The following is a 24,046-nucleotide window of genomic DNA, read 5'->3' as shown; positions in this document are numbered from 1 at the left end:
GTATACAGGATGAAAAAAACATTGTTTATTTTAAGTACTGCGCTATTATTTTTAACGGCTTGTAATGCCGATGAAGATAAGAAATCGGATAGTCAGAAAGAACAAGGAATTGAAGTAGACAAAGGCTTGCTTGATGTGGAATTAACATTACCTGCCGACTTTTTTGAAGGTGAAACGCCAGAAGAAATTGAAGCAGCCGCCAAAGAAAAAGGTGTTAAAGAAGTTAAAGTAAATGAAGATGGTACTGTTTATTACAAAATGAGTAAATCTGCGCACAAGAAAATGATGAAGGAAATGGAACAAGGTGTCATTAGTGCGGTTGATGATCTAGTCAACGGCGAGGACTACGAATCGTTCAAAGAAATTTCGTATAACAAGGACTTCACAGAATTTGATGTGACAGTAAATGCGGATACCTTTGAGAATAGTTTCGATTCATTCGGCCTGTTTGGATTGGCTTATGTTTCCATGATTTACAGTGCATTTGATGGCAAGTCCAGTGAGGATCTTAAAACAACCGTTAATATCATTGATGAAAAAACGGGAGAAAAAACGGATACCATTGTATTCCCTGATGATATTGAAGATGATACTGAAAATAGTGATGCAGCGTCAGAAGAATAAGGTTTCGTTATAATAAATGCAGCTCAGTAAACGATTTATAAATAAATCTTACTGGGCTTTTTTTAATCACCAAATCATTTCCTCTGCTCTTTTTTAATAAAAATATTGATTAGCCTATTTATTATCTCAAAATAGAATTTCAACTGGATCTTTAGCAAATTATGCCCTCTTATTTCCAAGGCCACATAACTCCCATCCATTGGCCCGTTCCAGTCCCTTCTGGAACGAACCACTAAAGGCCCCTCCAGATGAACCCGCAAAAGGTCCCTCAAAAAGATCTTATATCTTTTAAATAATTTAAAAAATATATATTGTTGCGTTAAAACGCAACCAGGTGGATTTTCTCTTTGTACCACTTAACAATCTAGCAATTAAAATTATTATTTCCCCGCGTTTGTCCCCTTTTGGGGATTTGATAGGCATATATAAGGCAAGAGAGCAAACACACAAATGGAGACGGGAACATTCACATATCTTGCAAGAACACTTAATTGTTACAACAGCTTTTTTGTACTATTGAAGTCATCCGATACAACAATAAGCTAGATGCGATCTTTGTTTATCTCATTGGCTTTGATATCTTATTTATGCATAAAAACCTCCCAATTTTTAATTAGGAGGCGTTCAAATTATTGATTTTTAAAATTTTCACCGCTTTGAATTAAGTCATTGAATGTTTCCTTATTGATTTGAATTTGGTTTGCTTCAAAAAAAAGTGATCTTTATTATTAACTTGGAAATAGAAGTTTGTTTTAGAACTGAGATCTTCAATCGCTATCAGTTAGGTTTTTCATTATTAATACCCAGTTTTATTTAATGATTTATTCGCTTCTCTTGAAGCATGACTAGTAATATCACTTTTCTTATAAAACTGAATCCCGTCACGTTCTTCAATCTCGACCATACCTTGATCTATCAAATAATCAAACTGCCCTAATGTTTCCGATAATGTCAGGCCAAGTTGCTGCTGGTAGATGCGTTCGAATAATTGAGTGGTCATTTCAAAGTTGGTTTGTGGTGTATCAAGCATGCCGTAAACTTTTAATGCGCGTTGTCTTTGTTTCTCCAACCGTTCATCAATGAGTGGTTCGATATTTGTCAGTTCTGCGCCATGACCTGTATATACTTTTGAGATATCTAAATTTTTCAGGCGTTTAAGTGATTCATTATATTGCAGCAATGATTTAGGTCGCTCCATCGATAAATCAAGCGGTGGCTCGACTAATGGATTCGACGATGTGCGTTCCAGCAGTAAATCACCGCCAATGCATTCGCGGGTATTCTCTTCAACAAAAATCAGATGGCTTTGCGCATGCCCGGGTGTTTCATAAACTTTCATACCAGGATGGCCCGGCACTTCATCGCCTTCTTTTAAATAACCCGTCAATGGAATCGTACCGAATAGTTCAATTTCGCCTTTAACATGTAAAATCCGGTCTACATATTTTTCAGGCACCCCTTGCTCGATTAAAAGCTTTTTGAAAAATCGCTCATGATACTGCAGAAATTCCGGCTCTTTTTTCATCCAGTAATCAACATATTGATGGCCTAATACTTCCGCCCCTGGAAATGCATCGATCCAACCGGCATGATCCGGATGATGGTGCGTTAAGACGACTTGTTCTACATCTTTCATATCATAACCCGCAGCGCGCAGCCCCCATTTGATCGCTTCATACGCTTCTTCGGTTTTCGGACCTGCATCAAATAATGTCAGCGCATCTCCCTTTACTAAAAAAGCATTTACATCTCCCACTGCATATGGTGTAGGTATAACAATTTTATGTACTTCCATAGTTTAATCCCCTTTATTTTAATTCAGCAATCACTCACCTCTTCAAGTAGGTGATAGCTGCTTGTTTTGTTTAACTCAGCTGCTGGACAAAAAGCCAGCTGAATAAAGATAAGCCTCTGGCAGATGTCACAGATTTTAAAAGGAATTTAATGAGGAAGTCAGCCTATAAACGCCGCATCCTGCGACAACGGCTGACTGACCCACGTCCTGTTGGTCTCAACTCAAAAAAATCTGGACGCCAATTACGCCGAGACGTAATCGATTCGCTCGCAATGAATGACTATTCATTTATTTTAACTCTTTTTTCTTCATTCGTCACGTCAAAGGTTGACAGTTTTTCAATACAGCACTATAATTTTGGATAATTCAAAATTTACAGGCAACGAAAAAGCCAAGTAAATTATTTTAAGGTTTTAGAGAGTGCCGTCTTTGCTGAAATCGGCATAACCCGCTGAAATAATTGAACCTCCTTTTGAGCCGTTATGACAACATAACCGTATCCTTTGCGATAAAAAGGCTGAAGCTGCACACATTATGTGTGAACAAAGGTGGTACCGCGGAAATTTATGCATTTTCGTCCTTACATTAGTAGGGATGGAGATGCTTTTTTATTTGTTAAACGAAGTCTTAATGCAAAATGGAATCGGATTAAAAAATCGGAGGGATATAATATGCAAAAAATTATTTTTATCGGCGCAGGATCGATGGCAGAAGCGCTTATTCACGGTTGGACCAAAAAGAATGTCATCCATCCACATTCCCTGTTTATATCCAATCGGTCCAATAAAGAACGCCTTAAAGAATTGGTCGAAAGCTACGATGTTAAACTGTTGGAGGACCATACTCAATTGCTGGATGCGGATCTTGTCATTTTGGCAATGAAACCAAAGGATGCCCGCGCTGCGATGGAAATAATCGCACCACATTTAGGAGCAGATACGGCTATTATTTCTGTGCTCGCCGGTGTAACGATTGAAACAATTGAACAGTATCTCGGCAACCGATCGATTGCTCGTGTCATGCCAAACACATCCGCACAAATCGGCATGTCTGCATCCGGTATCGCGTTCAATCCTCATGTTACAGACGTGCAGCGTTCACTTTATATTCAAATGCTTGAAGCGATCGGCATTGTCATTGAAGTGGAAGAAGAGAAACTGCATGCTGTTACAGCACTTGCTGGAAGTGGCCCTGCCTATTTATACTATTTGGTTGAAGCATTTGAACAGGCCGGTGCTGAGTTTGGGCTATCTAAAGAAGTCGTGCGGGAACTGATGGTACAGACAATAGCCGGTTCAGCGGAAATGCTGAAATCCGGAAATGTGGAACCTTCTATATTGCGCAGAAAAGTAACGAGTCCAGGGGGCACGACAGAAGCCGGAATTAAAGCACTTGAATCGATGTCCTTTAACGAAGCGATTGTGAACTGTGTTCGAAGTGCGGAAAACCGCTCAAGAGAACTAGCGCGCGGGGAATAAACATACTCGTTGAACTTATTAGTAGAATATAACTTTAAATACTATAGGGCTCCTGATGAACTTAATTTTCAGCAGCCCAACCTCCAAAAAGCTTGGTTCCTCAAAAAGAATCAAGCTTTTTCTTTGTAATCATTTACTTTTCCTGGGAAATACCATGATTACCCCACCTTGAAACTTCGATATTATAAAGATACCCAAGGTTCACATCTTAACCGCTAAAGTAAAATCACAATGTATCCTAAATTATTCTTTATCTTTCTTCTCTTTATCTTTTTCTTTCCTCTCTTTATCTTTCTCTTTTCTCTCTTTGTCTTTGTCTTTATCTTTCTCTTTTCTCTCTTTATCCTTCTCTTTTCTCTCTTTATCCTTCTCTTTTCTCTCTTTATCTTTCTCTTTTCTCTCTTTATCTTTCTCTTTTCTCTCTTTATCCTTCTCCTTTTTCTCTTTATTCTTCACTTTCATCTCTTTCATTTCTTTCTTCTTCTGCTCTTTCTCTTTCTTTTCCTGTTCTTTTAACTGTTTGGCCAGTAGCGGTAGGGCAAATTCTTTTTGATTAAACTCAGTAATCGATTCGGTCAAAATTTTATTGAAAACCTTTGTGGCAGTCATTCCGCCAGTTCCCGATAAATAATGATTTTCATCTGTTTGATCATAGCCCATCCATATTGCGCCCACTATTTCTGGTGTATATCCAACAAACCAGTGATCCTTTGCACCACCGGAATTCGCAAATGGAAGCTCTGATGTGCCCGTTTTGCCGGCTATTTCCCATCCTTCTACTTGGGCATTTTTCGCTGAACCTTCTTCGACAACACCTTTAAGCATATATGTTATTTCTTGAGCAACTAGGGGCTTTGTCACGTTCGTCTCATTGTGCTCCCACTTAGCAATGATCTTGCCGTCTGCATCTTCAATTTTTTGTATGGCATGCGCTTCTACCATTACCCCATCATTAGGAAATGTTGAATACGCCTGAGCCATTTGTAAAGGAGAAACCCCTTCATTCAAACCACCAAGTGCTAAACCTAAATTATGATCCTCTTCTTTCAATTCAATGCCAAAACGCTCCACTGCATTAATACCGGATTTCAATCCCATATTATTTAATAGCCATACCGGTGGGATATTGTATGAATTTACCAATGCTTCATACATTGTGACTTCTCCATGGAATCGTTTGTCATAGTTCATTGGCTGATATCCGTCAATATTAATCGGTGTATCTGGCAATTTATCATACATTTCATAGCCTTGTTCCAGAGCAGTAGTATATGCCGCCAATGGTTTTATAGCGGAGGCTGGTTGACGTTTTAATTGTGTAGCTCGATTAAATCCTCTAAAAGTATGGTCTCCCCTTCCTCCAACAAGAGCACTGATTCCACCAGTTGACGGATTGATAAAGATTGCCCCACTTTGGATGAGCTGGTCAGATTGCCCTTCAGGAAACACTTCATTACCGTTATATACCTGTTCAATTGTATTTTGGATTGCAGGATTCAGTTCTGTATAAATATGAAGTCCGCCTGAGAGAACTTCATTTTCTGTAAGCCCGTATTGTTTAATCGCTTCGTCAATAATATGATCTACATAATAAGGATATTTCCCCTTATACTCATCAAATTTTTTACCCTCTACTACGATAGGTTGTGCTTTTCCATCTTTCACTTCATTTGGAGTAATGTACCCTTCCTTTTCCATTAATGATAGAACAAGGTCTCTCCGTTGAACTGATTTATCCATATCTTTTATAGGTGATAAAATCGAAGGCGCTTTAATCAAACCTGCAAGCATGGCCGACTCCCCTAATGTTAATTCACTGACGTCTTTGCCGAAATATGTTTGGGAAGCACGCTGCACGCCCCAGGCTCCTTCACCAAAATAGATCTGATTCAAGTAGCGTTCCATAATTTCGTCTTTCTCATATGTCCGTTCAATTTTTTTCGTCAAAATAAGCTCTTTAAACTTCCTCGTGTAGGTACGTTCTTGTGTTAGAAAGACGTTTTTAGCCAACTGCTGTGTAATCGTACTTCCTCCAGCAACAATTTCTCCACTCATCGTGTTTTGAGTCATTGCACGGACAATTCCTATCATATTAATCCCACTATGCTTGTAAAACTTCTGGTCTTCCGTTGCAATTACAGCATGAATCAGATGTTCCGGAATTTGATCTATATTGACGCCATCTATTTTGGAACCTGTTACTTTACTGGCTACCTCTCCATTTTGATCATAAATAATCGTTGGCTGCGGCGTAGGTTCTTCGAGTTTACTGACATCACTTTTCCATATAAAAATATTAAATACGAGCAAACAGCACAATAAAAATATGGAAAGTCCCACTATTACTTTCATGATTATTTTTTTATCTTTAACCTTACGCCATACCCGCCCGGTTAATTTTTGCTGCTGTCTTCTTTCCACTCTTTTCACGTTTCGTTCCACCTTTAGTCTTACGATTCAGTTTCTGCATAAAGGTTATTGTTAGTTAGGAAATATGCATAGTCAATAGGTTTTTGATAAACCGCTACTTTGTCCTCTACTAAAACCCAAGTATTCATATCATATCTCCTATATAATGGGGCTCCACAATAATAAAAGGGCGCTAATTCTTAATTAAGAATCACGCCCCATTTATTAAATACTTATAAAAATAAGCAACCATCAAGTTCCTAAATCAACCTTTTTTCGTTTTGGGACAATTCTACCGATTATATACCCCATAATGATTCCCGTTAAAAACATGAACAGCCTTTCCCCTGAAAAATCATCCGTAAAGTATCCCCATATTAGCCAACCTGCAACTGTTCCTATTATTAAACCAAGTAACTTTTTCAATCTCTACCTCCTAAATCTTTTCACCATTTTACATTAGAGAAACTCACTAGAATTCTATCTCTCTCCTATATCACTTCAATTCACATTAGGTTATTTATGTTAAAATAGTAATATAAAACATTTATTTATTTAAATTGGAAAATATTTATTTAGGGCTATAGAGGTTTAAAAATTGTTGTTGATGTATAAATAGTGGAGTGTGATAAAGTGAAATGGTTGAAGTATGTAATTGGATTTGTAATAGTAGTAGCTTTTTTAACAGTTGTTTTGTTTAACCTCACAACAAAAATTGAAGCAAATCAATTAGAGGAAAAAGTAAGTACCCTGGAAGAACAAATTGGTAATCATTATAGAAGCGACCTCTATTTATGGGAAGATGCGGCAGAGCAGCTATTAATGTTTGATTTTTCTCAGCCTATAACTGAAGAAAACAAAAATGAAATCTTTAGACTTTCAAGATTATTTAATACCGCATCGGAAAACCTTTTTTTAGACTCCGTACTGAGTCCGCCCATCCGGAATTGTATTCTAAACTGTCCAAGGTAGATAGGTATTTTTTAACTTATGATGATAAAGGTTCACTTACAGAAGAACAAGTGGCTGATTTATCTCAGGTTCTCCATGCAGTACGTTTTATAGCTAAGGATATCAATGACCTTACTCGATATAATATGCAAGCTTTATATGATGCGATGAACGATGAAGAACATGAAATCGGAGAACGCATTAAGTATCGTCTCTCTATAGAATATTAATGAAAAACGCTCAGATTTCTATTTCTGAGCGTTTTACTTTAGCTATATATTATTAGTTACAAGTTTTCAAGAAATCCTTAATTACCGGATCATCTGGAGGACTGATTACCGGTAAATCTGTTAAATCGAAAAATCGTATATCCGTTGCTTCTGATTCATCGAATTTAATCGAACCTTCATAGTTTTTACAGATAAAGGCGGTAACAACGTTATAAACTTCATCACCATGAGGATATTTATAATAAAACTCTTTACCTGAAAATGTTCTGAATAATTCCAACCGTGTGGGGGTTAATCCGGTTTCCTCTTCCATTTCCCTCACTGCCACTTCTTCCAAGCTTTCACCTAATTCCATCGCTCCACCAGGAAGTCCCCAGCTATTATTATCTTTTCTATGTTGTAGAAGTAACTGTGTCTTCTCATTCACTATTAAAACGCAAGCTCCCACCATAATGATTGGATCAGTACCAATCTTTTTGCGCAATTCCATAATATATCCCAAAGTCATCACCTACTACTAGTTTAAATGAAACTTGAAAATCACTAAATAAATCGATACTTCCTCGAAAATTGTGAAATAGCTAAAACGACTGTTGCCCCAACGACCAAGTACCATACTACGTTAAACGGAATGATAAACATTAGTAATCCGAATAATACAGCAATTGAAGCACTAATTATCATTGCCTGTGCACTTGTTATTTTCATTTGTAAAATAAGATAAATTGCTAACGGTAATGCCAATGTAAAAATCGGTATGTAAATTGTAATAAATGAACTTTTAAATAGCATCAGGGATAATACTGCCATTACAAAACCGATCGATGTAGTAAAGGATCTTTCTAAAACCTTTTCTCCTATAACTGAACGACACAACATAATTGTTAATACAGCAAATAGGCCGGTAATCGAAACAAATGTGAACCCCATAACAAAAGCAGCTGCGGAAAGACAAAGTAAAGAAATACAAGGTAACAGCAAAATTAATGGTTGCTGTTCTTCTTCTATATTCATTACATTAGTGAACCCTACTAGGAATAATAAAGAAAATGGAATCGCCAAATATCCTAATTCAATTTGATTAATATAACTAACTTCAAGATCACCAAACAATATGATGAATAATGATGCGCTAATTTGACCGACGATGAACCAGTTGCTTGATAAATTAAATTTTTGAGTAAGCTTCGTCGTCAAAACGACCATAGCCAAAGCATCAATAATGTTAAATATAACAAAATTCTCCTCCTTGTTATACGAATAAACTTTTAGTATTTATTCAAGACTCACTCCGTATACTACCATAAAAATCCAATTCATTGAATACTGCTTTTCACTTGAAGTATGCTCTATATGCATTGATGAACGCTTCCGGTGAAGATTTCACGATATACGTATAGACCCCTTGAAGGGTATGTAAATATAAAATCCCCCCTTGACTGGCAATTTTCCGGTAAGAAAAATCCATCACAATGTTAATCGGAAATTCTCGATTCTGCGTAACCACTTTGTCATTGTATAAGTAAATGATTCGGTCATGCTCTATTTCAAACTGTTCAGTACCTGTAACAGTTCTTTCTACTTTAAAATAAGGATGTTGCGCGATCAAATTCATGTGAACCTCCTGATATAAAGACTTAGGAGTATATTAACACAATCTGATTAACTACTTGGTGAAACGGAAACATAATCCCATATACTTTCAAAAGCATAAATTTGCTTCATCAATTCCCACCTCTCAACTTTCTTGATCCGCCTTATTTTTTCGATGTTCCTCTGAAAGATCCCTTATATAGATTAATGAATAGTCTTCTCGAATATCGACTTCATAAAAGTAGTCGTTTTCCGTAACGGTATCTTTCACTTCTATTTCAAACAACCCCATGCCTCTACGGAAATTATTTTCTACTAAAATGATATTTCCCCGTTCAATCCCATAGTTCGTTTCCATGTAGTTCTCCACATAATGGAATACTACCGCGCCTCGAGATTTACTATTATAATAATTGAACGCAACAAAAATCACTACTATACAAAATAATAAGTTAAAGAGAATTATTTTTTTCAAGAGCCTTCCCTCCGCAGTCTAGAATTACAATTTATAAAATTTTAATGGAAAGAATAAATAGTAGAGCGATGATTGGAAGGATGATAATCGTAATTAAGGCTTTCTTTTTAGTATTTTGAATGGCACGTTCAGTGATTTCAGGTTCTTCTTTGTATAATCCTCTTCTTCCCCATAACAAGCTTTCTTTAGGGTTTAAATAAGTCCAAATCGTAACCCCGTATAGCAAAGCCCATGACAATATAACCAATATCACCTATCATCACCGTCCCAACTTGTATAATAACTAATATACGGTTGAAATTACCATTAGTTTCAAAATTTTTACAGTACTTTTCAGACTGATCCCTCTATTAAAAAACACTCAGTTCAAAAAATAACTGAGTGCTTTGGCATGTGATTTATTTAATTTTCTCCTTAAGTGAACCGGAATCTTTACAATAATCCATTCTTAATGCGCTTTACAATACTGAATGTCGTATAGAGCGAGATCGGACCTAATACTGCGGCAATGATCAGCCACATCGTTAAGCCATCTGTCGCCTTCAGTATGTCCAAGTTTGTTCGTATGTACACAACGACCCCAAATAACAGAATATAGCTCATGACATTTGGAAAAATAACTAGCAATCGTAATACTTTCGGTGAAATTGTCGGTTGCTGCATCATTCATCCCCCTTTTCTCCATTATAGCGGAATATTTCTGCAATTGAACAAAATTCTCTTAAAAATAAAGTGGTGTATAGTAAACATTCCCCCCGTTTACTATACACCTCAATCTCAATTCATCTATTCCATTTCCAGCAATTCGCTTTTCCGCCACTCAAATTGGCTGAAATCATTTGCTAAATAACTGTTTTCAAAAATTGCTTGAGCTTCCTCCAAAAACGGAATGAGATCATGCTTTAAAAAACGGGCGCTAATGTGATTTAACAGTAAATGTTTCGCTTGTGCTTCTTTCGCGACAGTTGCCGCTTCCGTATTTGTCGCATGTCCGTACTTGCCCGCCAGTTCTATTGTGGAATGGTCAAAGGTTGCTTCGTGTACGACAACATCAGCGTTTTGTGCTAAACGGATACTGTTTTCGCAATATTTCGTATCCCCTAAAATGGCTACCGTGAACCCTTGCTGTGGTGGTGACGTTACATCACTACTTTTGACAACAGTGCCATCTTCCAGCTGCACAGAATGACCTGCTTTTAATTGGCCTAATAGCGGACCTTTTGGCACACCTAATGCCAAAGCCTTGTCGATCAACAACTCGCCCTGCATCGGCTTTTGTTCAATCCGGTAACCAAAGCAGGGGACAACATGCTGCAGCGGCAGTGCACGCACCGTAAACTGCTCATCTTCAAACACGATGCCATCTTTTACTTCGACAAATTCAATCGGATACGTTAAATGGGTTTTTGATAATTGCAATGTTTGTTCAATCCATTGTTGTAACCCGGCCGGCCCGTAAATTGTAAGCATGTCCTCCCCGCCTAAAAAAGACCGGGAGCTTAAAAAGCCGGGCAGCCCGAAAATATGGTCGCCGTGTAAATGCGTAATAAAGATTTTATCGATTTTACGCGGTTTAATTGTTGTATGCAAAATTTGATGCTGGGTCGCTTCCCCACAATCAAACAGCCAAATCGAGCCGCGTTCTTCCAGCAGTTTGAATGCGATCGAACTCGTATTGCGCTCTTTTGAAGGCATCCCTGCACCGGTACCTAAAAATTGGATCTGCATGTCATTTCCTCCTAACACGAGATTAGTTTGCCTCATGTAGAAGCTTTTTACTATCGTTGTCTTTATTATAGGTGGCAAACAAGTTTATGCAAAGTAAAAATGGCGCGGCAAATGAAATGGCCAGGTGGATGATAAAAATCCCTATTTCATTGAAAAACGAAATCTTCTTTTTGAAGGATCGCGCAAGTTTGTGGAAAATGATTTAACTGGTTAGTTGAAAAATATTAGATTAAAAATTGAATCCATTTATGCTCGGGTTCGTGAAGTTCAAGAGCAGATTTGAGCCATTGTCTCTTCTTATAATCAAGATGGTCCTTTACTGTAATAAAATCTTGATGGTCTTTTTCTCTTGTATTCTTCGCCTTATATAAAAGTACGATTTCTGGATTTAGATAAGGAATACCCATATCAGAATAACTCCACACTGAATTTAGAGGTGAGGAAATCCTCAAATCTCTTCTGAATTCCCAATCATTATCTTTTGCTTCGTTTAGAAGAACTTCAATTTTATTTTCATTTAACTTATTGGTAGCATGAATTTCGTGTATAGGTAGCTCTAAAAATTCATTTCCCCAATTATGGAATTCGCTTTTAATTACTTTCTTAAACTCCCATTCTTTTAAATACGCTTTTAAATTTAGTTGGTCTTTTCGAAATATAGCAATCTCTATATCTTTATGTTCTCTTGTTTCTTTCCCCATAAAAAGATCAATCGCCCATCCTCCAGCGATGAACCAAGTTTTATTAAATTTTGCCATCAAAGAAGTTACATTTTGGCATTGTTCAAATGACATAAAAATCCCCCAAATCTAAAATTCTTACTTTAAAAAGAGCATATGTACAACTCGACAATATTTTTACATCCTTCAATAAACGCACCGATTATTGAATAATATCACCCTTATTAATTAAATAAGGACTGAACTTTTAAAGCTACTTCTTTTGGTTTAACGTCAATACACGATTACATTTTTATATCTACCCACGTTGGCAAATATATTCCTCTCGCTCTTAAACATAAACCTATATAAACACTCTTCTAATAAAATAAATGCCTAGATTATTTCAAGCAGCTAGTTAATCGGCTAATAGGCTAAACACCATTTGAATAAAGTCATAGTTACCTAAGATATTCGTCCACAGTCTTTTTCAACTAAAGCATAATCTAGTGACGTAATACCAATTAAACCCGAAAGGAGATGATTATTTATGCCGGTTACTGGAAACCAAAACACTGAAGATAATCTAGAAGTAATTCAAACTCAAAATCAAGGATTATTTATTCAAAATTCTCATACTGTTGACGTAACTCAAACGGAAGTTCAAGGTCTTGTGGTAGTTCAAGCTGCCCTACAAGCTGCTATCGAAGCTGCCGTTGTAGTTTTAGGCTCCAATGAAAATGCTGATATAAGCAATCTTCAAAGAATAGCTCAAAATTTAGATGTTACTCAAACTGAAATTCAAAACGTTACTATTATTGACTCTGATGCAATCACTGTAAGACAAACCGAAGTTCAAATTGATGTAGTAGTTCAGGCTGCTATCCAATTATTAGCTCAGCTAGCTTTAAGAGTCGCTTAAAAAGGAATTTACACTCTTAAATTTTGCAATACCGATTAATTGTAAGAGCTATCCTACAAACTTTTGTGGATAGCTCTTACCTATTTTAATATTTCACAATATCTAGTTCATTTCCGATAAAATCTCGTTCCTAAGCAAAATTTATTATTAGTTGGTCAGTTAAATAATATTATTAAATTTACTTTTTATTAACGTGTTTTGATAATGTAGTTGATCTTCAATCTTAATATTTCCACTAAGCTAATATTTCACCTGCAAATTATCCTGTAGTATTTTCTCTGCAAGTTTAATGTTTTCTTTTAGAAATAAAGGTAATTCTGTATGTGCAAGTACCTCTGATGTAGTCATCCAAATAACCTCATCCACTTCTTCAGTACTTTTAGCGTAAGGTTCTCCACATTTATGATGACATAGGAAAACAATATCAATCACATTTATCCCTGATTCTGTAACGAAGGAGGAGCTATTTACATATTGAATGCCTGTAATTTCGCTACCTACTTCTTCAAAAATTTCTCGTTTTAAAGTTCTTTCCAGAATATCTGACGAATTACCTTCAATTTCACAATTCCCTCCTACTAATGAGAGACCACCACCAGCATGCTCTTCCTTTTCACTTCTGCGGATTAAAAGCCATTTTTCATTTCGACGAATTGCCCCTTCTACATTTACAACAAACATTAAATACCCCCTAAAATTCATAATTATTTCTTTAGTACTTGCCCATTTAATTTCGTAGACGCATTTTTTGCAGAAATCCGCCAGGTTATAGACACTATAAACTATATCCTATATGAATCACCAATTATTACCACATTAAAAACCTTTACAATATAAAATTTAATCAGTACTACTCCCAAACGTCGCTTTGGTAATGTTAAATATGGGTTAACAAAAGGAGCAGGATACATGAATCAAAGCCACGTTAAAAAACACATAAAGAACTGTTTACTTGTAGGAATCTATGCACACCAGCTTTTTATTAATGAGAAATTAGAACTTACATCAAGTGAATTTGTGATTAACCTAAAAAATCCTGTAACATCGGAAAGTTGGTATTGGAGGTTAGAATGGTCTGAAGATCCCAAAGGACAAGATTTATTAATCATTCATGAACAACAAACTCCTGAACCATTAAAGTTTACAACAGAACCAATTATTTCTAACGATTATTTTATACTTAATTCTAGATTCAGCTTTGTTGACAATAACATTAATCAAGTCATTGGTTATGGTTATAAAGACACAAATTATGAAATTTTAAGGTCACTTGTTTTTGAATTTAAAGACTCTTACCTCCTTGTTAATACAGGCCCTATTATTGAAATGAAGTATGTAAAAGTGAAACCAAAACTTCAGCAGGACATTATTTTTACGATGAATTAAAAATCCGTTACCATATTAATAATCGCTTTAGGGACACATTCAAAAGGCGTTTCGTTATTCTAAAAGTGCTATTTACGTTTTGAATTCAGAAAATTGAAACTTTCATACATTCTTTTCCGTATAACTAATTAGATCGATAAAATTGACTAATTAACTTTAAAAAATTGGGAGGGGAATTTATGAAAAAAATTCTTTCGTTAGCATTGCTTAGTATTGGCAGCGCTTTAATGCTATTTGGATGTGATCAACAAGGTTCATCAAATAATCCTGATAAAGTTGCAAAAGCTGAGGATTTTGAATCTCATTATTATCAAAGTGATCGATATATGATTTATTTGGATGAAAATGAACTCACAATTAATGGAACTTTTGTAAATGATGATAGAAAGAGTATTCTTGACAAGGTTGTAGTAACTGAAGATATGGAAAGTCCCCATGTTGAGAGAGAATATACTAATGCTAAGGTAGAAGTCAAAGATGATAAATATATTATTACAGCTGATGACGGTGTTTCATTAGAATTTACTAAATTTAAAGAACATATCATTGTGGATGCCGATGGAATGGAATACATTCGTAAGGCAAAGCCCTTATAATCGAAACGAATTATAGTTGATAATAAAGCCAGTAATCCTTTTAAAGATACTGGCTTTTGTGATTTTTAGAAACCCAACTAAGCATTTTTACCTTTTGCGATATTTATAAAGCTTCTTGATTATATTCTCTATATAGTTAAAAACCATGTATTAAAGGAGGACGACTATGTTTAAAGTAGGAAGTATATTTATTCCGGTTACAGATATTGAAAGATCTACAGATTGGTATGTAAAGTTTCTTGGTGTTAAGCTAATTGATAGTTGGAGAGAGGGTGCTGGCTTTTATTTACCAAACGGAACAGCACAATTAGCCTTGATAAAAGTTGAATCCCCTCAGCCTACTGAGTTTATTATCCAGGAGGATCGGAAAAACACTTATTTTAATTTTATCGTTGATGATATCGAAACTGCCCATCAAAAACTTGAACAAAATGGCATCGTTACGACAGAAATAGATGATATTGGTGGAATGAAATTTTTTGATTTCTTTGATTTGGATGGTAACCCTTTTAGTGTGGTTAAGGAAGTAGATGGTTCCCCTTACCACTCAGATAATGTTAGAAAAATGCAAGAAAGAGATAAAATGAATAAATAAATTTATATAAAAAGAATTACCATTCAAATAGAAATGGCAATTCTTTTTGTTTTCTATCTAACATCAATTTTATACTCATATACGCTTCCTTAAAATAACTTATAAACTTTATCATGGAATTCACCTAGATATTTAACTACGTCTGTCGGTCGGCTCACTCCTCTTAAATTAATAGCCTTTAAATAAATTACCAATAAATCCTTTGAAGTACCATTTTTATGGTGGAAACAATAAAAGTCACAATTCCTTGTTATAGAATCGCGCCCTTTAATTGAATAACTAAGAATATTTAATTCAATATCTGAGATTATAGTGTAACATTAACTAATTAATATTGAATATCAAAGGCAGTTACATAAGTAGCGGTACTACCTCCCCATGTTCCCACTATTTCAACTATATATTTCCCTTTTTCTTTTATTTCTTCAAATGTATTATACGTTGCAATCACATTATTATTGTCCCAGACTCTTATCTCATATTGAGTTGGTTCTTTTTCAAAATCTAATTTTATAGTTTCGGCCAGATTAACTCTAACTCCTTGTTCGATATTCACCATCTCGTTTGGGGGAGCATGATCTGCCTCCACAGTTACTACTTGCCCTGAACTTTTATCAAAATAACTCCAACTATAAGTTCCTCGGTAAGTTTTAATCTCGTTTTCGCCAATTTTTAAGTTTATAGCTGGTGGTTTTTCACGATTATTTAACTCTGTAATTATATTGCTTTTACTTATACTTTTAGATGTCTCTTCTTCGACATTACTACAACCTAAAAATGTGAATAACATCATTAATGAAAATCCCAATCGAATTAAATTATTCATAAAATATCTCCTTTTTAAATTAGTCGACATTTTCAAAGTAAAGTTACAAAATATTGTCTGTTAATTTAAAACACATACAGGGCCAATCCTTTTATTCAAGAAAGCGCACAGTTGAAAGAATAAGTAACAAAGCTTCTGTAACCACACATTTCAAATACAATAAATACACCAAATCCTGTTTTGGGAAGGTTTTTAAATCTATCTAGTGGAATATAGATATATACAATTATTGGGAGGTGGATATTGGTGAAAAAGAAATTAAGTTTATTTTCATTATCAGCAGTATTGGCTTGTGGTATTTTTACATTTTCAAATAATGTTTATGCAATTACACTGTTGAAAGAGTTAAAGGATGACAGTTATTCTACGGAGGTTCTAACAGTTTTAGATTCCCAAGGTGTTTCCTACTTAACTACCGAAGAAAATTTACGCACACCTACTGGATTACCTATTTATAAAACGGAATTATATTATGCCAACTTAGATGAATTAAGACAACAACCTGAGTTTTTCGAATTTAAAAAAGATGTTGAAGGACATTTGTATAAAGGTACTCTAGAATTATATCAAGCTGAAATTGAAAACGACGGTAGCTGGAAAGCAATGTATAGTGGAGTAATCTCTAGGGTCGAATCGTCTAATGAATAACAGTTCCAATTTATACAAGTTGTTTTCAGATAACCGTTCCCAAATGAAAGTTTGGATATACACTAAAAAGCGGGAAACGTTGATATAATAACGTTTCTCGCTTTTCTTATCGAAAATTGTTTATTCGTGATTTTATTGTGGAAGAACTTTAATTCCATAAAAACCATTCTAATTAAACGTTCGGCATTGTTTTTCTACTTATTCTTGCGAAATATGTTTTTTAATTTTCACGTTTGAGACTTGTAACCCTGTTAGGTTAGAGTCTTAAGGGGGTTCTAAATGAATAACTTAAATAGTGAGAAATTGATTCAAGGAGAAATTAGAGCTGTAAAAAAACAACACTTAAAGCATTGGGTATTGGGATTTATTGGATTTATTTTGAAGAGAGTTTTTTAGTTGAAAGTAAGTCCCCTGATGTTGATAAAGAAGTAATTATTAATAAAGTTGGAAGTTAGATAATAGATTCCGGTACAATAAAGATATATTTTAAACAAGATGGAAAGACTTGAAAGATTAAAAAAATTGACCTTGATATTCGTTGGGAACCTAACACTAAGGAAAGATATAATGTCACTTGGAAAGATGAAGAAAACAAAGTATCAATAGCCATAGAATTTGAACAATCCGCTCAGATTTTAGAGTATTCCTTCTATACTAATCACATAGAAATAAAGAATAGAGAAGAAAGCATTTAATTTATGGAAGAATTGAATTTTGTCTTGCGATTCTTGGTCATACTAACTTTGTTAGGGAAAGGAGTTTATGCATGAAAACAAAAATTTTATTCGGTTCTGCTATTGTCGTTATAACTATGGTTACACTCAGTGGGGTCCTTAAATTTTCAAGTGACGAAGATGAAGCAACAAATAGAAACTTTGTAGAAGCATCTGAATCTCAAATTTATCATGCTGAAATTAAAGAATGGGTTTCAGAGATGAACGTATTACTTTCCGAACCGTTGAACGACCCAAAATTGAAAAAAGCGAATAACGATGAAGGTTTCGAGTATTATTTGAAGTCACTAGTAGTCGATAGAGAATCACCAATCGATGTAATTAAAGGAAATAAAGAATTGAAAGAAGATTATACAACTTTGTTCCTTTTAACCAGCTATATATCTAATAAACAAGCTGCCCGAACGGTACATTTAGATCCTAATGGTGAAGCTATAGAATCAACAGATTTAGTTGATCAATGGGCACCTACTGATGAAAATACGCGTATTGCATTCGATTACATGAAGCAAATTATCAATGATTTAGACGTAGCCATTAATCATAAGGGAAAAGGTGAAGTATATGGTGTGACACATTTATTAAACGGTAATAAGGCTTCGGAAGTAAAAAAATTCGTAACCAGCAGTTGAGAGTGAAAATGCCGAAAGTTATTCGTCCCCTTTAGACGGTAGACATGTCGAAGATCTCGATTTTATCTACTGTCTATTTTATTTAAATTTAAATAAGAGCTAATTACTTATACAACAATTTTGCCCTATAACGGAAAAACGAGATTTTCTTATTGAAGAATGCGCCCAGATTGTGGAATATCCATTACTGTACTAACACCTCTGTAAGTACAATAAGAATTATTTTTCGGATTTAAAAAAGCACCCACCTATTGAAATCAATAACCCTAAACAAGAAATTCCAAATCCTATTTTTGTTCCACTTGAATATCCAAGTCCCGTTGAACTATACGCCGATATAATGGCAATACCAAAAAGTATAATTGCTATTCCTAATAGAACAAATTTCATATGTTACCTCCTCGTCCTTGTTCAAAAAAACTGAACGATAGTTTTAGCGTAATCTTTCTTTCACAATCTTAATTAGTATACTACCTTACATAAAAAGAAGCACAAATACGAGTTTGAGTACAGGACTAGATAATTATGTACCAAACGTCGGTTTGGGAATCTTTACGTTTCTTAAATTTCATTTACTCGATGGAAAGTGAATGATCTGGAGGCAGTTATTCCAAATATAAACTAGTTGTATATTCAATCCCATCTTCACCTATATATTTTCTTGGTGCAACTTTATTTAAAGTATAACTGAATTTTGGATTTCCTTTTACTTTAATTGTATAAGTGTCTTTGTTCTTTAATACACTGTACTTTTTATACTCCCCAGGAATTAGTTTCGTTTCAGTGATTGTAATATGCTTGTTGAAATCTTCTTTGGTAGAACCATCAATACGGGGAGAGGGTATAAATGAATTTTTTATTTCGAGCGTTCCATCAATAGATTCGATTGCGTATTGCGTAAAACTTGTTTTGCTTGTTTGTTCTAGATAAAATCCTTCCCATTCCGCTGTAACATTGTTGTTCTTTTGCAGAAAAGTAAATACCAAAATTAAAGTCAATAGTATCCCACCAAGCAATATGACCACTGTTTTTTTTGACATATTCAATCTTCCTCCTTTTTTAGCATTATTTTCATTTATCTGTTATACGAATTCCAAAGCAAAAAAGATTCATCAAGAGGTCCCATCAGATTTATGCGGAAATACCAGTACGATGTATCATTAGAATTTACTAAATTTATGGACCATATCGGGGTAGCGTCAGTAAAATGTGGATTTACAACGTTAAGAGCAGATTGTTCCCAAACATCGCTTGCGGAAGTTTCTTCTTAATTTAACAAAGCAGGTTAGTTCAAAAAGAATTGGAAACGCAAGTAGGATAATTTAGGGGTAATATTGAATATATGGAGTAAAAAGGGGGATTTTGTATGTCATATATAAATGAATTTCAAAATTACTTAGACTTTAATTCATTAACATTATTACTGGAACTTTTACTAGTTACTTCCTGCACTTCGACGATTATATTCTTATTAACTAAAAATCAATATGTATCTTATCTTTCATCAGCACCAATATTCTATGTTTTTTCATTGCTAACACACGTTTCTACACACTTGTTTTTTTTAGTTCTTGCGATGTCTGTACAGGCGATAATTATAGTCGCAATACATTATCAAAGTAAGAAGGGAAAAAATCAGAACACACAAGAAAAAAATGTAAAAATTAAGTCAACGATTAGTTAGCTTTTTGTTGCATCGTTTTTTATACGCTATACAAAACAAACTTAATAAACGTTGCCAAATGAAAGTTTGGGAATACACCAAAATGCGGGAAACGTTGATTTAATAACGTTTCTCGCTTTTCTTATTGAACATTGTTTATACGCGATTTTATGCAAGTCAATGAAACGTTACTAAAGTAGCTTTTATACTCGCTGGGTATTATCTTTAATTTGCATAAAAACTTATATAGCCATTCTTTTGTCGTTATAAATCTGCATCTTTTTAACACTCCCCCAAAGAAAAAATGCTCCTCCACAATCTTGGCTCGATTATTGAATAACAAAAGACGAAACCCTGTTGGATTCCGTCTTGAACAGTCATAATATGACAGTATATTTTGTTGTAACAACCTTTAATTAAAACGTGCGTTCATACCATGCCTTCGCTTTTTGTACTTCATTCATTGTCAGCTGGTGACCGTTGGATTCCCATTCCAATGTCACGCTTGCTCCTGCGTCTGTTAAATAGCGCTCCAGATCGATTGCTTCTTGCTGAGGACAAATCGGGTCATTCACTCCGGCTGCGATAAATACTTGCGTGCCGGCCTGTTTCGCCACAGTTGTATCATGATTCGGAACCATTGGATGATGCAAAACCGCCCCTTTTAATGCATTTTCATATTCAAATAACAGGTTCGCTGCGATATTGGCACCATTTGAATAACCGATCGCAATAATGTTTTGACGGGCAAAGCCGTATTCACTTGCTTTCTCGCCGATAAATTCATACAGTTCCTTCGTACGGAAAGCCAAATCTTCCATATCAAACACGCCTTCAGCTAAACGGCGGAAAAATCGTGGCATACCATGTTCTAAAATATTGCCGCGCACACTTAACACCGAAGCTTCCGGATCAATGATTTCTGCCAGTGCAAGCAGGCTGTTTTCATCCCCGCCAGTACCATGTAACAATAAAAATACCGGCTTATCTTCTTTACCTTGATTAAAAATATAGTTCATCGGACATTCTCCATTCTCAGTTTGTTAGTCGAATTATTCGTATTCTTTTTCGATTGTTTTTGTTGAACGTACCGTATCAATCGGGCGGACAACACTTTCAATATAATCGCGTTTACTCTCCAGGAATGGTGGTAATGACAGGATTTCCCCTACTGTTTCATATGGTTCATCTCCCATGAAACCTGGTCCGTCTGTAGCCCATTCAAATAAAATCCCCGGCGCGACACGTGCATAAAGTGATTCAAAGAAGAATCGGTCCACATAGCCTGACGTACCGAACCCGAAACTTTCAAGACGGCCGATCCATTCACGCAACACGGCTGTATCTTCAACACGGAATGCCGCATGGTGAACTGTACCGAAACCTTGACGGCCTGGCTGCAGCACTGTATTATGCTCGACAATTACAGATGCTCCGTTACCGCCTTCCCCTACTTCAAATAAGTGCAATGAATCTTCTTTTCCTGTTTGACGCATCACTAATACTTTCTCAAGAACTTCCTTGAAATAATCAAAATTCGAAACACGTACATGAATTGGACCTAATCCTGTAATCGCAAACTCTAATGGAATCGGACCTTTTTGCCAAGGTGTACCTGAAGCGATTCCTTCATTGTTTTCATCTGAAATAAGCATGTATTGCTGGTCATCGAAATCGACGAATGATAATGTTTGCTTACCGAACAATGGTTTGATGCCTTCATGTTGTACTTTCAGGCGATCGAATCGTTTTACCCAATATTCCAGTGCCGCATCGTTTGGAACACGGAAAGCTGTTTTGTAAATTTCGTCCGTACCGTGACGGCCTTTCGGGATACCTGGGAAATCAAAGAAAGTCATATCTGTTCCTGCAGAACCTTTATCATCCGCGAAAAACAGGTGGTATGTTTGGATATCATCCTGGTTAACCGTTTTTTTCACTAGTCGCATTCCCAATACATATGTGAAAAATTCGTAATTCTTTTCTGCACTGCTTGTAATGGCTGTTACGTGGTGTATACCTTTAATGTGATTCATTTGTATTACCTCCATTTTTCTCGATATCGAGATATTAGTTTAAGAAAAATGCACCGATTCCGATGCTTTTAATCAATTTAAAATTTGTTCGCATGGTGCCCCACACGCTTCAAATAGTCTGTTAAATTTTGCAGTTCTTCATCCGACAACACATCAAAAATCGATGCAATCTTCTCTTCATGTGACGGGAAAATCGATTCAATCATCTGTCTACCTTCATCTGTTAATGAAACAAAAGTAACCCGGCGATCGGTCGGACAGGCAACACGTGCCACGAGATTTTTCTTCTCCAGTTTATCAACGACATACGTGATGCTGCTGCTAGCGATCAATACTTTTTTACCGATGATTTGGATAGGCTGATCTCCTTTATGATAAAGCAATTCCATCACGGCAAATTCCGTTAAATTCAGATCATGCTGCTGGATATCTTTTTTCGTTGCTTCTTGAACGGAAGTCTGAGCCCGATGCAAAACAGTAAATGCTTTTAATTGTTTGTCATATTTACTCATAAAGTTGCCTCCTTCCTGTTATCACGAATTCATTTATCTTTAATTCGAGATAAATATACCATGTATAAAATACAGTGTCAATTAAAAAACGTTCCAACTCAGTACTACACTGAGTTGGAACGTCTCTTCTATTCACATATTAAAACTTGGCGTTCAAATTTACCCTTTTTCAAAACGGCTCGATCGATAATCGTTAAACCGGCTTCGTCGATTTTATCATCCATCGATTCGATTGTTACAATGATGACCCGTTTTGCAATCCGACGGGCATTTGTAATGATGCTTTGCTGCAGTTCACCCGTAATATGCGTAAATAAATTGTACGGCATATCAATGATCGCCACATCATAGCCTTCACTTGCCTCTTCAATTGGACCGATCTCTACATTCGGTTCGTAGCCGAAGTGGCGAAGATTGATTCGGGAACCCCATACAACCCGTTTGTTGATGTCACGACCTTCAATTTCAATCCCCATACTCATCGCTTCCACAAGCACTGTACCGATACCACAGCAAGGATCGATCACTTTTAATCCGTCCGGAAACGGTACCGCGATATTGACAATCGCACGGGCATCCCGTGTACTCAGTGCCGTAGAATACATCTCAGGTTTTTGCATATGCTTTAGCCAAACCGCTTCCCCATATGTAAGCTCACCTAAATAATAACGCTCCTCGTGAAGAACAAGACCCAATACTACATCCGGTTTTACGAGTTCCGGTTCAGCATTGATGACCGAGCTGAGGCGAATCATATAATCGTTTCGAATCGCACGGTTAAGTTTCGGTTTAATCGCATCATCACTATTATTTAAACAGTGAATTTTGAACGTCTTTTGTCCAAGCTCCAGCTTAGTCGCCATTTCTACCAGCTGCTCTATTGAACTCGCTTCCAGGAATACGGCTAACCTTGAACGCATATACGGACTACGGCTCGGCTCTATTTTTTCTTGGCTGATCAGAACATTTTCTTCCACTTGAAAGTTAAAAAATGTGCGCATTTCCAAACGTGAAAGTTCATATTCATCTCTTTGCCATGTAAAACTATATAAATATTTTTGCGTCATTTATTTCTCGACAATCGATATTAATTGCGCAACAAATTGGTAAAGCATTTCACAAACTTCTGTAATCGTCATCTTCTCATGGAAGCCTTCTATGCAGTCAACCGCAATGTTCAGTTCCCAAAGACCTTCTTGACCGGAGAACGCTGCACTGCTGCTTCCTAATGCAGATTTGACATTGTCTTTTAAATATTGACGGATGACTTCACCGTGTTTCTTTTGAAGTTTTAAGCCGAATAATGCCGTATACAGATTAAATGCATCATCAAATTCAAGTGCTACCGCATCGATGCGAATATCGTTGAATTGTGCACATTCCACATAAATAAATTCACCTTGATTGTCCTTTAAATAGTGGATCGGTGTTGATGCAAATGCATTACTTTCCGCTGTAATTGTATCTTCTGTTTCTTTACTGCATCGTTCTAATACTTCTAAATGTAATTGTACCATGTTTATAATTCCTTTCGATTCCATATTCGCCCATTAA

At 35.8% G+C, this 24,046-nt stretch carries 29 protein-coding genes and 1 other annotated feature; of the genes, 9 read left to right on the top strand and 20 right to left on the bottom strand.

Features of this window, described 5'->3' with window-relative positions:
* The first annotated feature begins 9 nt into the window (after positions 1-9).
* The gene (locus MKY71_RS07995; RefSeq protein WP_340732132.1) at positions 10-624 is read left to right on the top strand and encodes a hypothetical protein; all 615 of its coding nucleotides are present in this window, start codon (positions 10-12) and stop codon (positions 622-624) included.
* A 796-nt stretch (positions 625-1,420) separates the two neighbouring features.
* Here MKY71_RS07995 and MKY71_RS07990 read toward each other — a convergent pair.
* Positions 1,421-2,419, bottom strand: a complete 999-nt coding sequence (locus MKY71_RS07990) for an MBL fold metallo-hydrolase (RefSeq protein WP_340732131.1) — start codon at positions 2,417-2,419, stop codon at positions 1,421-1,423.
* Positions 2,420-2,792: 373 nt separating this feature from the next.
* Positions 2,793-3,004: a binding site (T-box leader), on the top strand.
* Between MKY71_RS07990 and proC the strand changes: the two genes are divergently transcribed.
* Positions 2,986-3,897, top strand: a complete 912-nt coding sequence (gene proC / locus MKY71_RS07985) for a pyrroline-5-carboxylate reductase (protein WP_340732130.1) — start codon at positions 2,986-2,988, stop codon at positions 3,895-3,897. It overlaps the preceding feature by 19 nt.
* A 243-nt stretch (positions 3,898-4,140) precedes the next feature.
* Here the strand turns inward: proC and MKY71_RS07980 are convergent, their stop codons facing one another.
* The gene (locus MKY71_RS07980; RefSeq protein WP_340732129.1) at positions 4,141-6,327 is read right to left on the bottom strand and encodes a transglycosylase domain-containing protein; all 2,187 of its coding nucleotides are present in this window, start codon (positions 6,325-6,327) and stop codon (positions 4,141-4,143) included.
* 231 nt (positions 6,328-6,558) lie between these two features.
* On the bottom strand, positions 6,559-6,732 hold the full coding sequence (locus MKY71_RS07975) for a tRNA U-34 5-methylaminomethyl-2-thiouridine biosynthesis protein (protein WP_339176293.1): 174 nt from the start codon (positions 6,730-6,732) through the stop codon (positions 6,559-6,561).
* A 207-nt stretch (positions 6,733-6,939) separates the two neighbouring features.
* Here MKY71_RS07975 and MKY71_RS07970 point away from each other — a divergent pair, with 207 nt between their 5' ends.
* Complete coding sequence (locus MKY71_RS07970; RefSeq protein WP_340732128.1) at positions 6,940-7,278, top strand: hypothetical protein; 339 nt, start codon at positions 6,940-6,942, stop codon at positions 7,276-7,278.
* A gap of 261 nt (positions 7,279-7,539) precedes the next feature.
* Here the strand turns inward: MKY71_RS07970 and MKY71_RS07965 are convergent, their stop codons facing one another.
* From MKY71_RS07965 to MKY71_RS07930, 8 genes are all read right to left on the bottom strand, one after another.
* Positions 7,540-7,989, bottom strand: coding sequence for an NUDIX hydrolase (locus tag MKY71_RS07965; protein WP_339199159.1), 450 nt, complete (start codon positions 7,987-7,989; stop codon positions 7,540-7,542).
* 41 nt (positions 7,990-8,030) lie between these two features.
* Entirely contained in the window at positions 8,031-8,693 is a 663-nt protein-coding gene (locus tag MKY71_RS07960; protein WP_340732127.1) for a UDP-N-acetylmuramyl pentapeptide phosphotransferase, read from the bottom strand.
* Between the two features lie 127 nt (positions 8,694-8,820).
* Positions 8,821-9,102, bottom strand: a complete 282-nt coding sequence (locus tag MKY71_RS07955) for a hypothetical protein (protein WP_340732126.1) — start codon at positions 9,100-9,102, stop codon at positions 8,821-8,823.
* Between the two features lie 123 nt (positions 9,103-9,225).
* Positions 9,226-9,555, bottom strand: a complete 330-nt coding sequence (locus MKY71_RS07950) for a histidine kinase (protein WP_340732125.1) — start codon at positions 9,553-9,555, stop codon at positions 9,226-9,228.
* Positions 9,556-9,586: 31 nt separating this feature from the next.
* The gene (locus tag MKY71_RS07945) at positions 9,587-9,793 is read right to left on the bottom strand and encodes a hypothetical protein (RefSeq protein WP_340732124.1); all 207 of its coding nucleotides are present in this window, start codon (positions 9,791-9,793) and stop codon (positions 9,587-9,589) included.
* A 194-nt stretch (positions 9,794-9,987) separates the two neighbouring features.
* Entirely contained in the window at positions 9,988-10,218 is a 231-nt protein-coding gene (locus MKY71_RS07940; RefSeq protein ID WP_340732123.1) for an acyl-phosphate glycerol 3-phosphate acyltransferase, read from the bottom strand.
* 123 nt (positions 10,219-10,341) lie between these two features.
* A complete protein-coding gene (gene rnz / locus MKY71_RS07935) occupies positions 10,342-11,283 on the bottom strand; it encodes a ribonuclease Z (protein WP_340732122.1) in 942 nt (313 codons plus the stop codon).
* 224 nt (positions 11,284-11,507) lie between these two features.
* The gene (locus MKY71_RS07930) at positions 11,508-12,077 is read right to left on the bottom strand and encodes a nucleotidyltransferase domain-containing protein (RefSeq protein ID WP_340732121.1); all 570 of its coding nucleotides are present in this window, start codon (positions 12,075-12,077) and stop codon (positions 11,508-11,510) included.
* A gap of 415 nt (positions 12,078-12,492) precedes the next feature.
* Here MKY71_RS07930 and MKY71_RS07925 point away from each other — a divergent pair, with 415 nt between their 5' ends.
* Positions 12,493-12,864, top strand: coding sequence for a hypothetical protein (locus MKY71_RS07925; RefSeq protein WP_340732120.1), 372 nt, complete (start codon positions 12,493-12,495; stop codon positions 12,862-12,864).
* A 240-nt stretch (positions 12,865-13,104) separates the two neighbouring features.
* On the opposite strand, the gene MKY71_RS07920 is transcribed toward MKY71_RS07925, so the two are convergent.
* On the bottom strand, positions 13,105-13,545 hold the full coding sequence (locus MKY71_RS07920; RefSeq protein ID WP_340732119.1) for an NUDIX hydrolase: 441 nt from the start codon (positions 13,543-13,545) through the stop codon (positions 13,105-13,107).
* A 228-nt stretch (positions 13,546-13,773) separates the two neighbouring features.
* Between MKY71_RS07920 and MKY71_RS07915 the strand changes: the two genes are divergently transcribed.
* The 3 genes from MKY71_RS07915 (at position 13,774) to MKY71_RS07905 (ending at position 15,441) form a co-directional block, all read left to right on the top strand.
* Complete coding sequence (locus MKY71_RS07915; protein ID WP_340732118.1) at positions 13,774-14,250, top strand: hypothetical protein; 477 nt, start codon at positions 13,774-13,776, stop codon at positions 14,248-14,250.
* 179 nt (positions 14,251-14,429) lie between these two features.
* Positions 14,430-14,846 carry a protein-disulfide isomerase gene (locus tag MKY71_RS07910; RefSeq protein ID WP_340732117.1) on the top strand — a complete coding sequence of 139 codons (417 nt, stop codon included), beginning with the start codon at positions 14,430-14,432 and terminating at the stop codon, positions 14,844-14,846.
* A gap of 166 nt (positions 14,847-15,012) precedes the next feature.
* Positions 15,013-15,441, top strand: a complete 429-nt coding sequence (locus MKY71_RS07905; protein ID WP_340732116.1) for a VOC family protein — start codon at positions 15,013-15,015, stop codon at positions 15,439-15,441.
* Between the two features lie 328 nt (positions 15,442-15,769).
* On the opposite strand, the gene MKY71_RS07900 is transcribed toward MKY71_RS07905, so the two are convergent.
* Positions 15,770-16,267 carry a hypothetical protein gene (locus MKY71_RS07900; RefSeq protein ID WP_340732115.1) on the bottom strand — a complete coding sequence of 166 codons (498 nt, stop codon included), beginning with the start codon at positions 16,265-16,267 and terminating at the stop codon, positions 15,770-15,772.
* Positions 16,268-16,513: 246 nt separating this feature from the next.
* Here MKY71_RS07900 and MKY71_RS07895 point away from each other — a divergent pair, with 246 nt between their 5' ends.
* Positions 16,514-16,915 carry a hypothetical protein gene (locus MKY71_RS07895; protein WP_340732114.1) on the top strand — a complete coding sequence of 134 codons (402 nt, stop codon included), beginning with the start codon at positions 16,514-16,516 and terminating at the stop codon, positions 16,913-16,915.
* 766 nt (positions 16,916-17,681) lie between these two features.
* Positions 17,682-18,281 (top strand): hypothetical protein, encoded by a 600-nt coding sequence (locus MKY71_RS07890; protein WP_340732113.1) that lies wholly within the window; start codon positions 17,682-17,684, stop codon positions 18,279-18,281.
* Positions 18,282-18,500: 219 nt separating this feature from the next.
* Here the strand turns inward: MKY71_RS07890 and MKY71_RS07885 are convergent, their stop codons facing one another.
* From MKY71_RS07885 to MKY71_RS07855, 7 genes are all read right to left on the bottom strand, one after another.
* The gene (locus tag MKY71_RS07885) at positions 18,501-18,671 is read right to left on the bottom strand and encodes a hypothetical protein (RefSeq protein WP_340732112.1); all 171 of its coding nucleotides are present in this window, start codon (positions 18,669-18,671) and stop codon (positions 18,501-18,503) included.
* A gap of 215 nt (positions 18,672-18,886) precedes the next feature.
* Positions 18,887-19,321, bottom strand: coding sequence for a hypothetical protein (locus MKY71_RS07880; RefSeq protein WP_340732111.1), 435 nt, complete (start codon positions 19,319-19,321; stop codon positions 18,887-18,889).
* 1,039 nt (positions 19,322-20,360) lie between these two features.
* A complete protein-coding gene (locus tag MKY71_RS07875; RefSeq protein ID WP_340732110.1) occupies positions 20,361-20,963 on the bottom strand; it encodes an alpha/beta hydrolase in 603 nt (200 codons plus the stop codon).
* Between the two features lie 33 nt (positions 20,964-20,996).
* Positions 20,997-21,980 carry a ring-cleaving dioxygenase gene (locus tag MKY71_RS07870; protein ID WP_340732109.1) on the bottom strand — a complete coding sequence of 328 codons (984 nt, stop codon included), beginning with the start codon at positions 21,978-21,980 and terminating at the stop codon, positions 20,997-20,999.
* 77 nt (positions 21,981-22,057) lie between these two features.
* On the bottom strand, positions 22,058-22,492 hold the full coding sequence (locus MKY71_RS07865) for a MarR family winged helix-turn-helix transcriptional regulator (RefSeq protein ID WP_339176250.1): 435 nt from the start codon (positions 22,490-22,492) through the stop codon (positions 22,058-22,060).
* Positions 22,493-22,620: 128 nt separating this feature from the next.
* On the bottom strand, positions 22,621-23,559 hold the full coding sequence (locus tag MKY71_RS07860) for a TRM11 family SAM-dependent methyltransferase (protein ID WP_340732108.1): 939 nt from the start codon (positions 23,557-23,559) through the stop codon (positions 22,621-22,623).
* Complete coding sequence (locus MKY71_RS07855; RefSeq protein ID WP_339199109.1) at positions 23,560-24,009, bottom strand: protoporphyrinogen oxidase; 450 nt, start codon at positions 24,007-24,009, stop codon at positions 23,560-23,562.
* Between the last annotated feature and the right edge of the window lie 37 nt (positions 24,010-24,046).

The organism is Solibacillus sp. FSL W7-1324 (assembly GCF_038008025.1).
Lineage (GTDB): Bacteria > Bacillota > Bacilli > Bacillales_A > Planococcaceae > Solibacillus.
The sequence above is the reverse complement of the archived record's forward strand: the minus strand, read 5'-3'. Positions and strand labels throughout refer to the sequence as shown.

What these genes read in the sequence shown, in the direction of transcription:
- MKY71_RS07955 (WP_340732126.1), bottom strand. Translation starts at nt 9,102, where the DNA reads ATGAATTTGATCGCGCAACATCCTTATTTTAAAGTAGAAAGAACTGTT.
- proC (WP_340732130.1), top strand. Translation starts at nt 2,986, where the DNA reads ATGCATTTTCGTCCTTACATTAGTAGGGATGGAGATGCTTTTTTATTT.
- MKY71_RS07900 (WP_340732115.1), bottom strand. Translation starts at nt 16,267, where the DNA reads ATGAATAATTTAATTCGATTGGGATTTTCATTAATGATGTTATTCACA.
- MKY71_RS07925 (WP_340732120.1), top strand. Translation starts at nt 12,493, where the DNA reads ATGCCGGTTACTGGAAACCAAAACACTGAAGATAATCTAGAAGTAATT.
- MKY71_RS07865 (WP_339176250.1), bottom strand. Translation starts at nt 22,492, where the DNA reads ATGAGTAAATATGACAAACAATTAAAAGCATTTACTGTTTTGCATCGG.
- MKY71_RS07995 (WP_340732132.1), top strand. Translation starts at nt 10, where the DNA reads ATGAAAAAAACATTGTTTATTTTAAGTACTGCGCTATTATTTTTAACG.
- MKY71_RS07885 (WP_340732112.1), bottom strand. Translation starts at nt 18,671, where the DNA reads ATGAAATTTGTTCTATTAGGAATAGCAATTATACTTTTTGGTATTGCC.
- MKY71_RS07910 (WP_340732117.1), top strand. Translation starts at nt 14,430, where the DNA reads ATGAAAAAAATTCTTTCGTTAGCATTGCTTAGTATTGGCAGCGCTTTA.
- MKY71_RS07860 (WP_340732108.1), bottom strand. Translation starts at nt 23,559, where the DNA reads ATGACGCAAAAATATTTATATAGTTTTACATGGCAAAGAGATGAATAT.
- MKY71_RS07890 (WP_340732113.1), top strand. Translation starts at nt 17,682, where the DNA reads ATGAAAACAAAAATTTTATTCGGTTCTGCTATTGTCGTTATAACTATG.
- MKY71_RS07940 (WP_340732123.1), bottom strand. Translation starts at nt 10,218, where the DNA reads ATGCAGCAACCGACAATTTCACCGAAAGTATTACGATTGCTAGTTATT.
- MKY71_RS07875 (WP_340732110.1), bottom strand. Translation starts at nt 20,963, where the DNA reads ATGAACTATATTTTTAATCAAGGTAAAGAAGATAAGCCGGTATTTTTA.
- MKY71_RS07990 (WP_340732131.1), bottom strand. Translation starts at nt 2,419, where the DNA reads ATGGAAGTACATAAAATTGTTATACCTACACCATATGCAGTGGGAGAT.
- MKY71_RS07920 (WP_340732119.1), bottom strand. Translation starts at nt 13,545, where the DNA reads ATGTTTGTTGTAAATGTAGAAGGGGCAATTCGTCGAAATGAAAAATGG.
- MKY71_RS07880 (WP_340732111.1), bottom strand. Translation starts at nt 19,321, where the DNA reads ATGTCAAAAAAAACAGTGGTCATATTGCTTGGTGGGATACTATTGACT.
- rnz (WP_340732122.1), bottom strand. Translation starts at nt 11,283, where the DNA reads ATGCAGATCCAATTTTTAGGTACCGGTGCAGGGATGCCTTCAAAAGAG.
- MKY71_RS07870 (WP_340732109.1), bottom strand. Translation starts at nt 21,980, where the DNA reads ATGAATCACATTAAAGGTATACACCACGTAACAGCCATTACAAGCAGT.
- MKY71_RS07915 (WP_340732118.1), top strand. Translation starts at nt 13,774, where the DNA reads ATGAATCAAAGCCACGTTAAAAAACACATAAAGAACTGTTTACTTGTA.
- MKY71_RS07930 (WP_340732121.1), bottom strand. Translation starts at nt 12,077, where the DNA reads ATGTCATTTGAACAATGCCAAAATGTAACTTCTTTGATGGCAAAATTT.
- MKY71_RS07905 (WP_340732116.1), top strand. Translation starts at nt 15,013, where the DNA reads ATGTTTAAAGTAGGAAGTATATTTATTCCGGTTACAGATATTGAAAGA.
- MKY71_RS07855 (WP_339199109.1), bottom strand. Translation starts at nt 24,009, where the DNA reads ATGGTACAATTACATTTAGAAGTATTAGAACGATGCAGTAAAGAAACA.
- MKY71_RS07960 (WP_340732127.1), bottom strand. Translation starts at nt 8,693, where the DNA reads ATGGTCGTTTTGACGACGAAGCTTACTCAAAAATTTAATTTATCAAGC.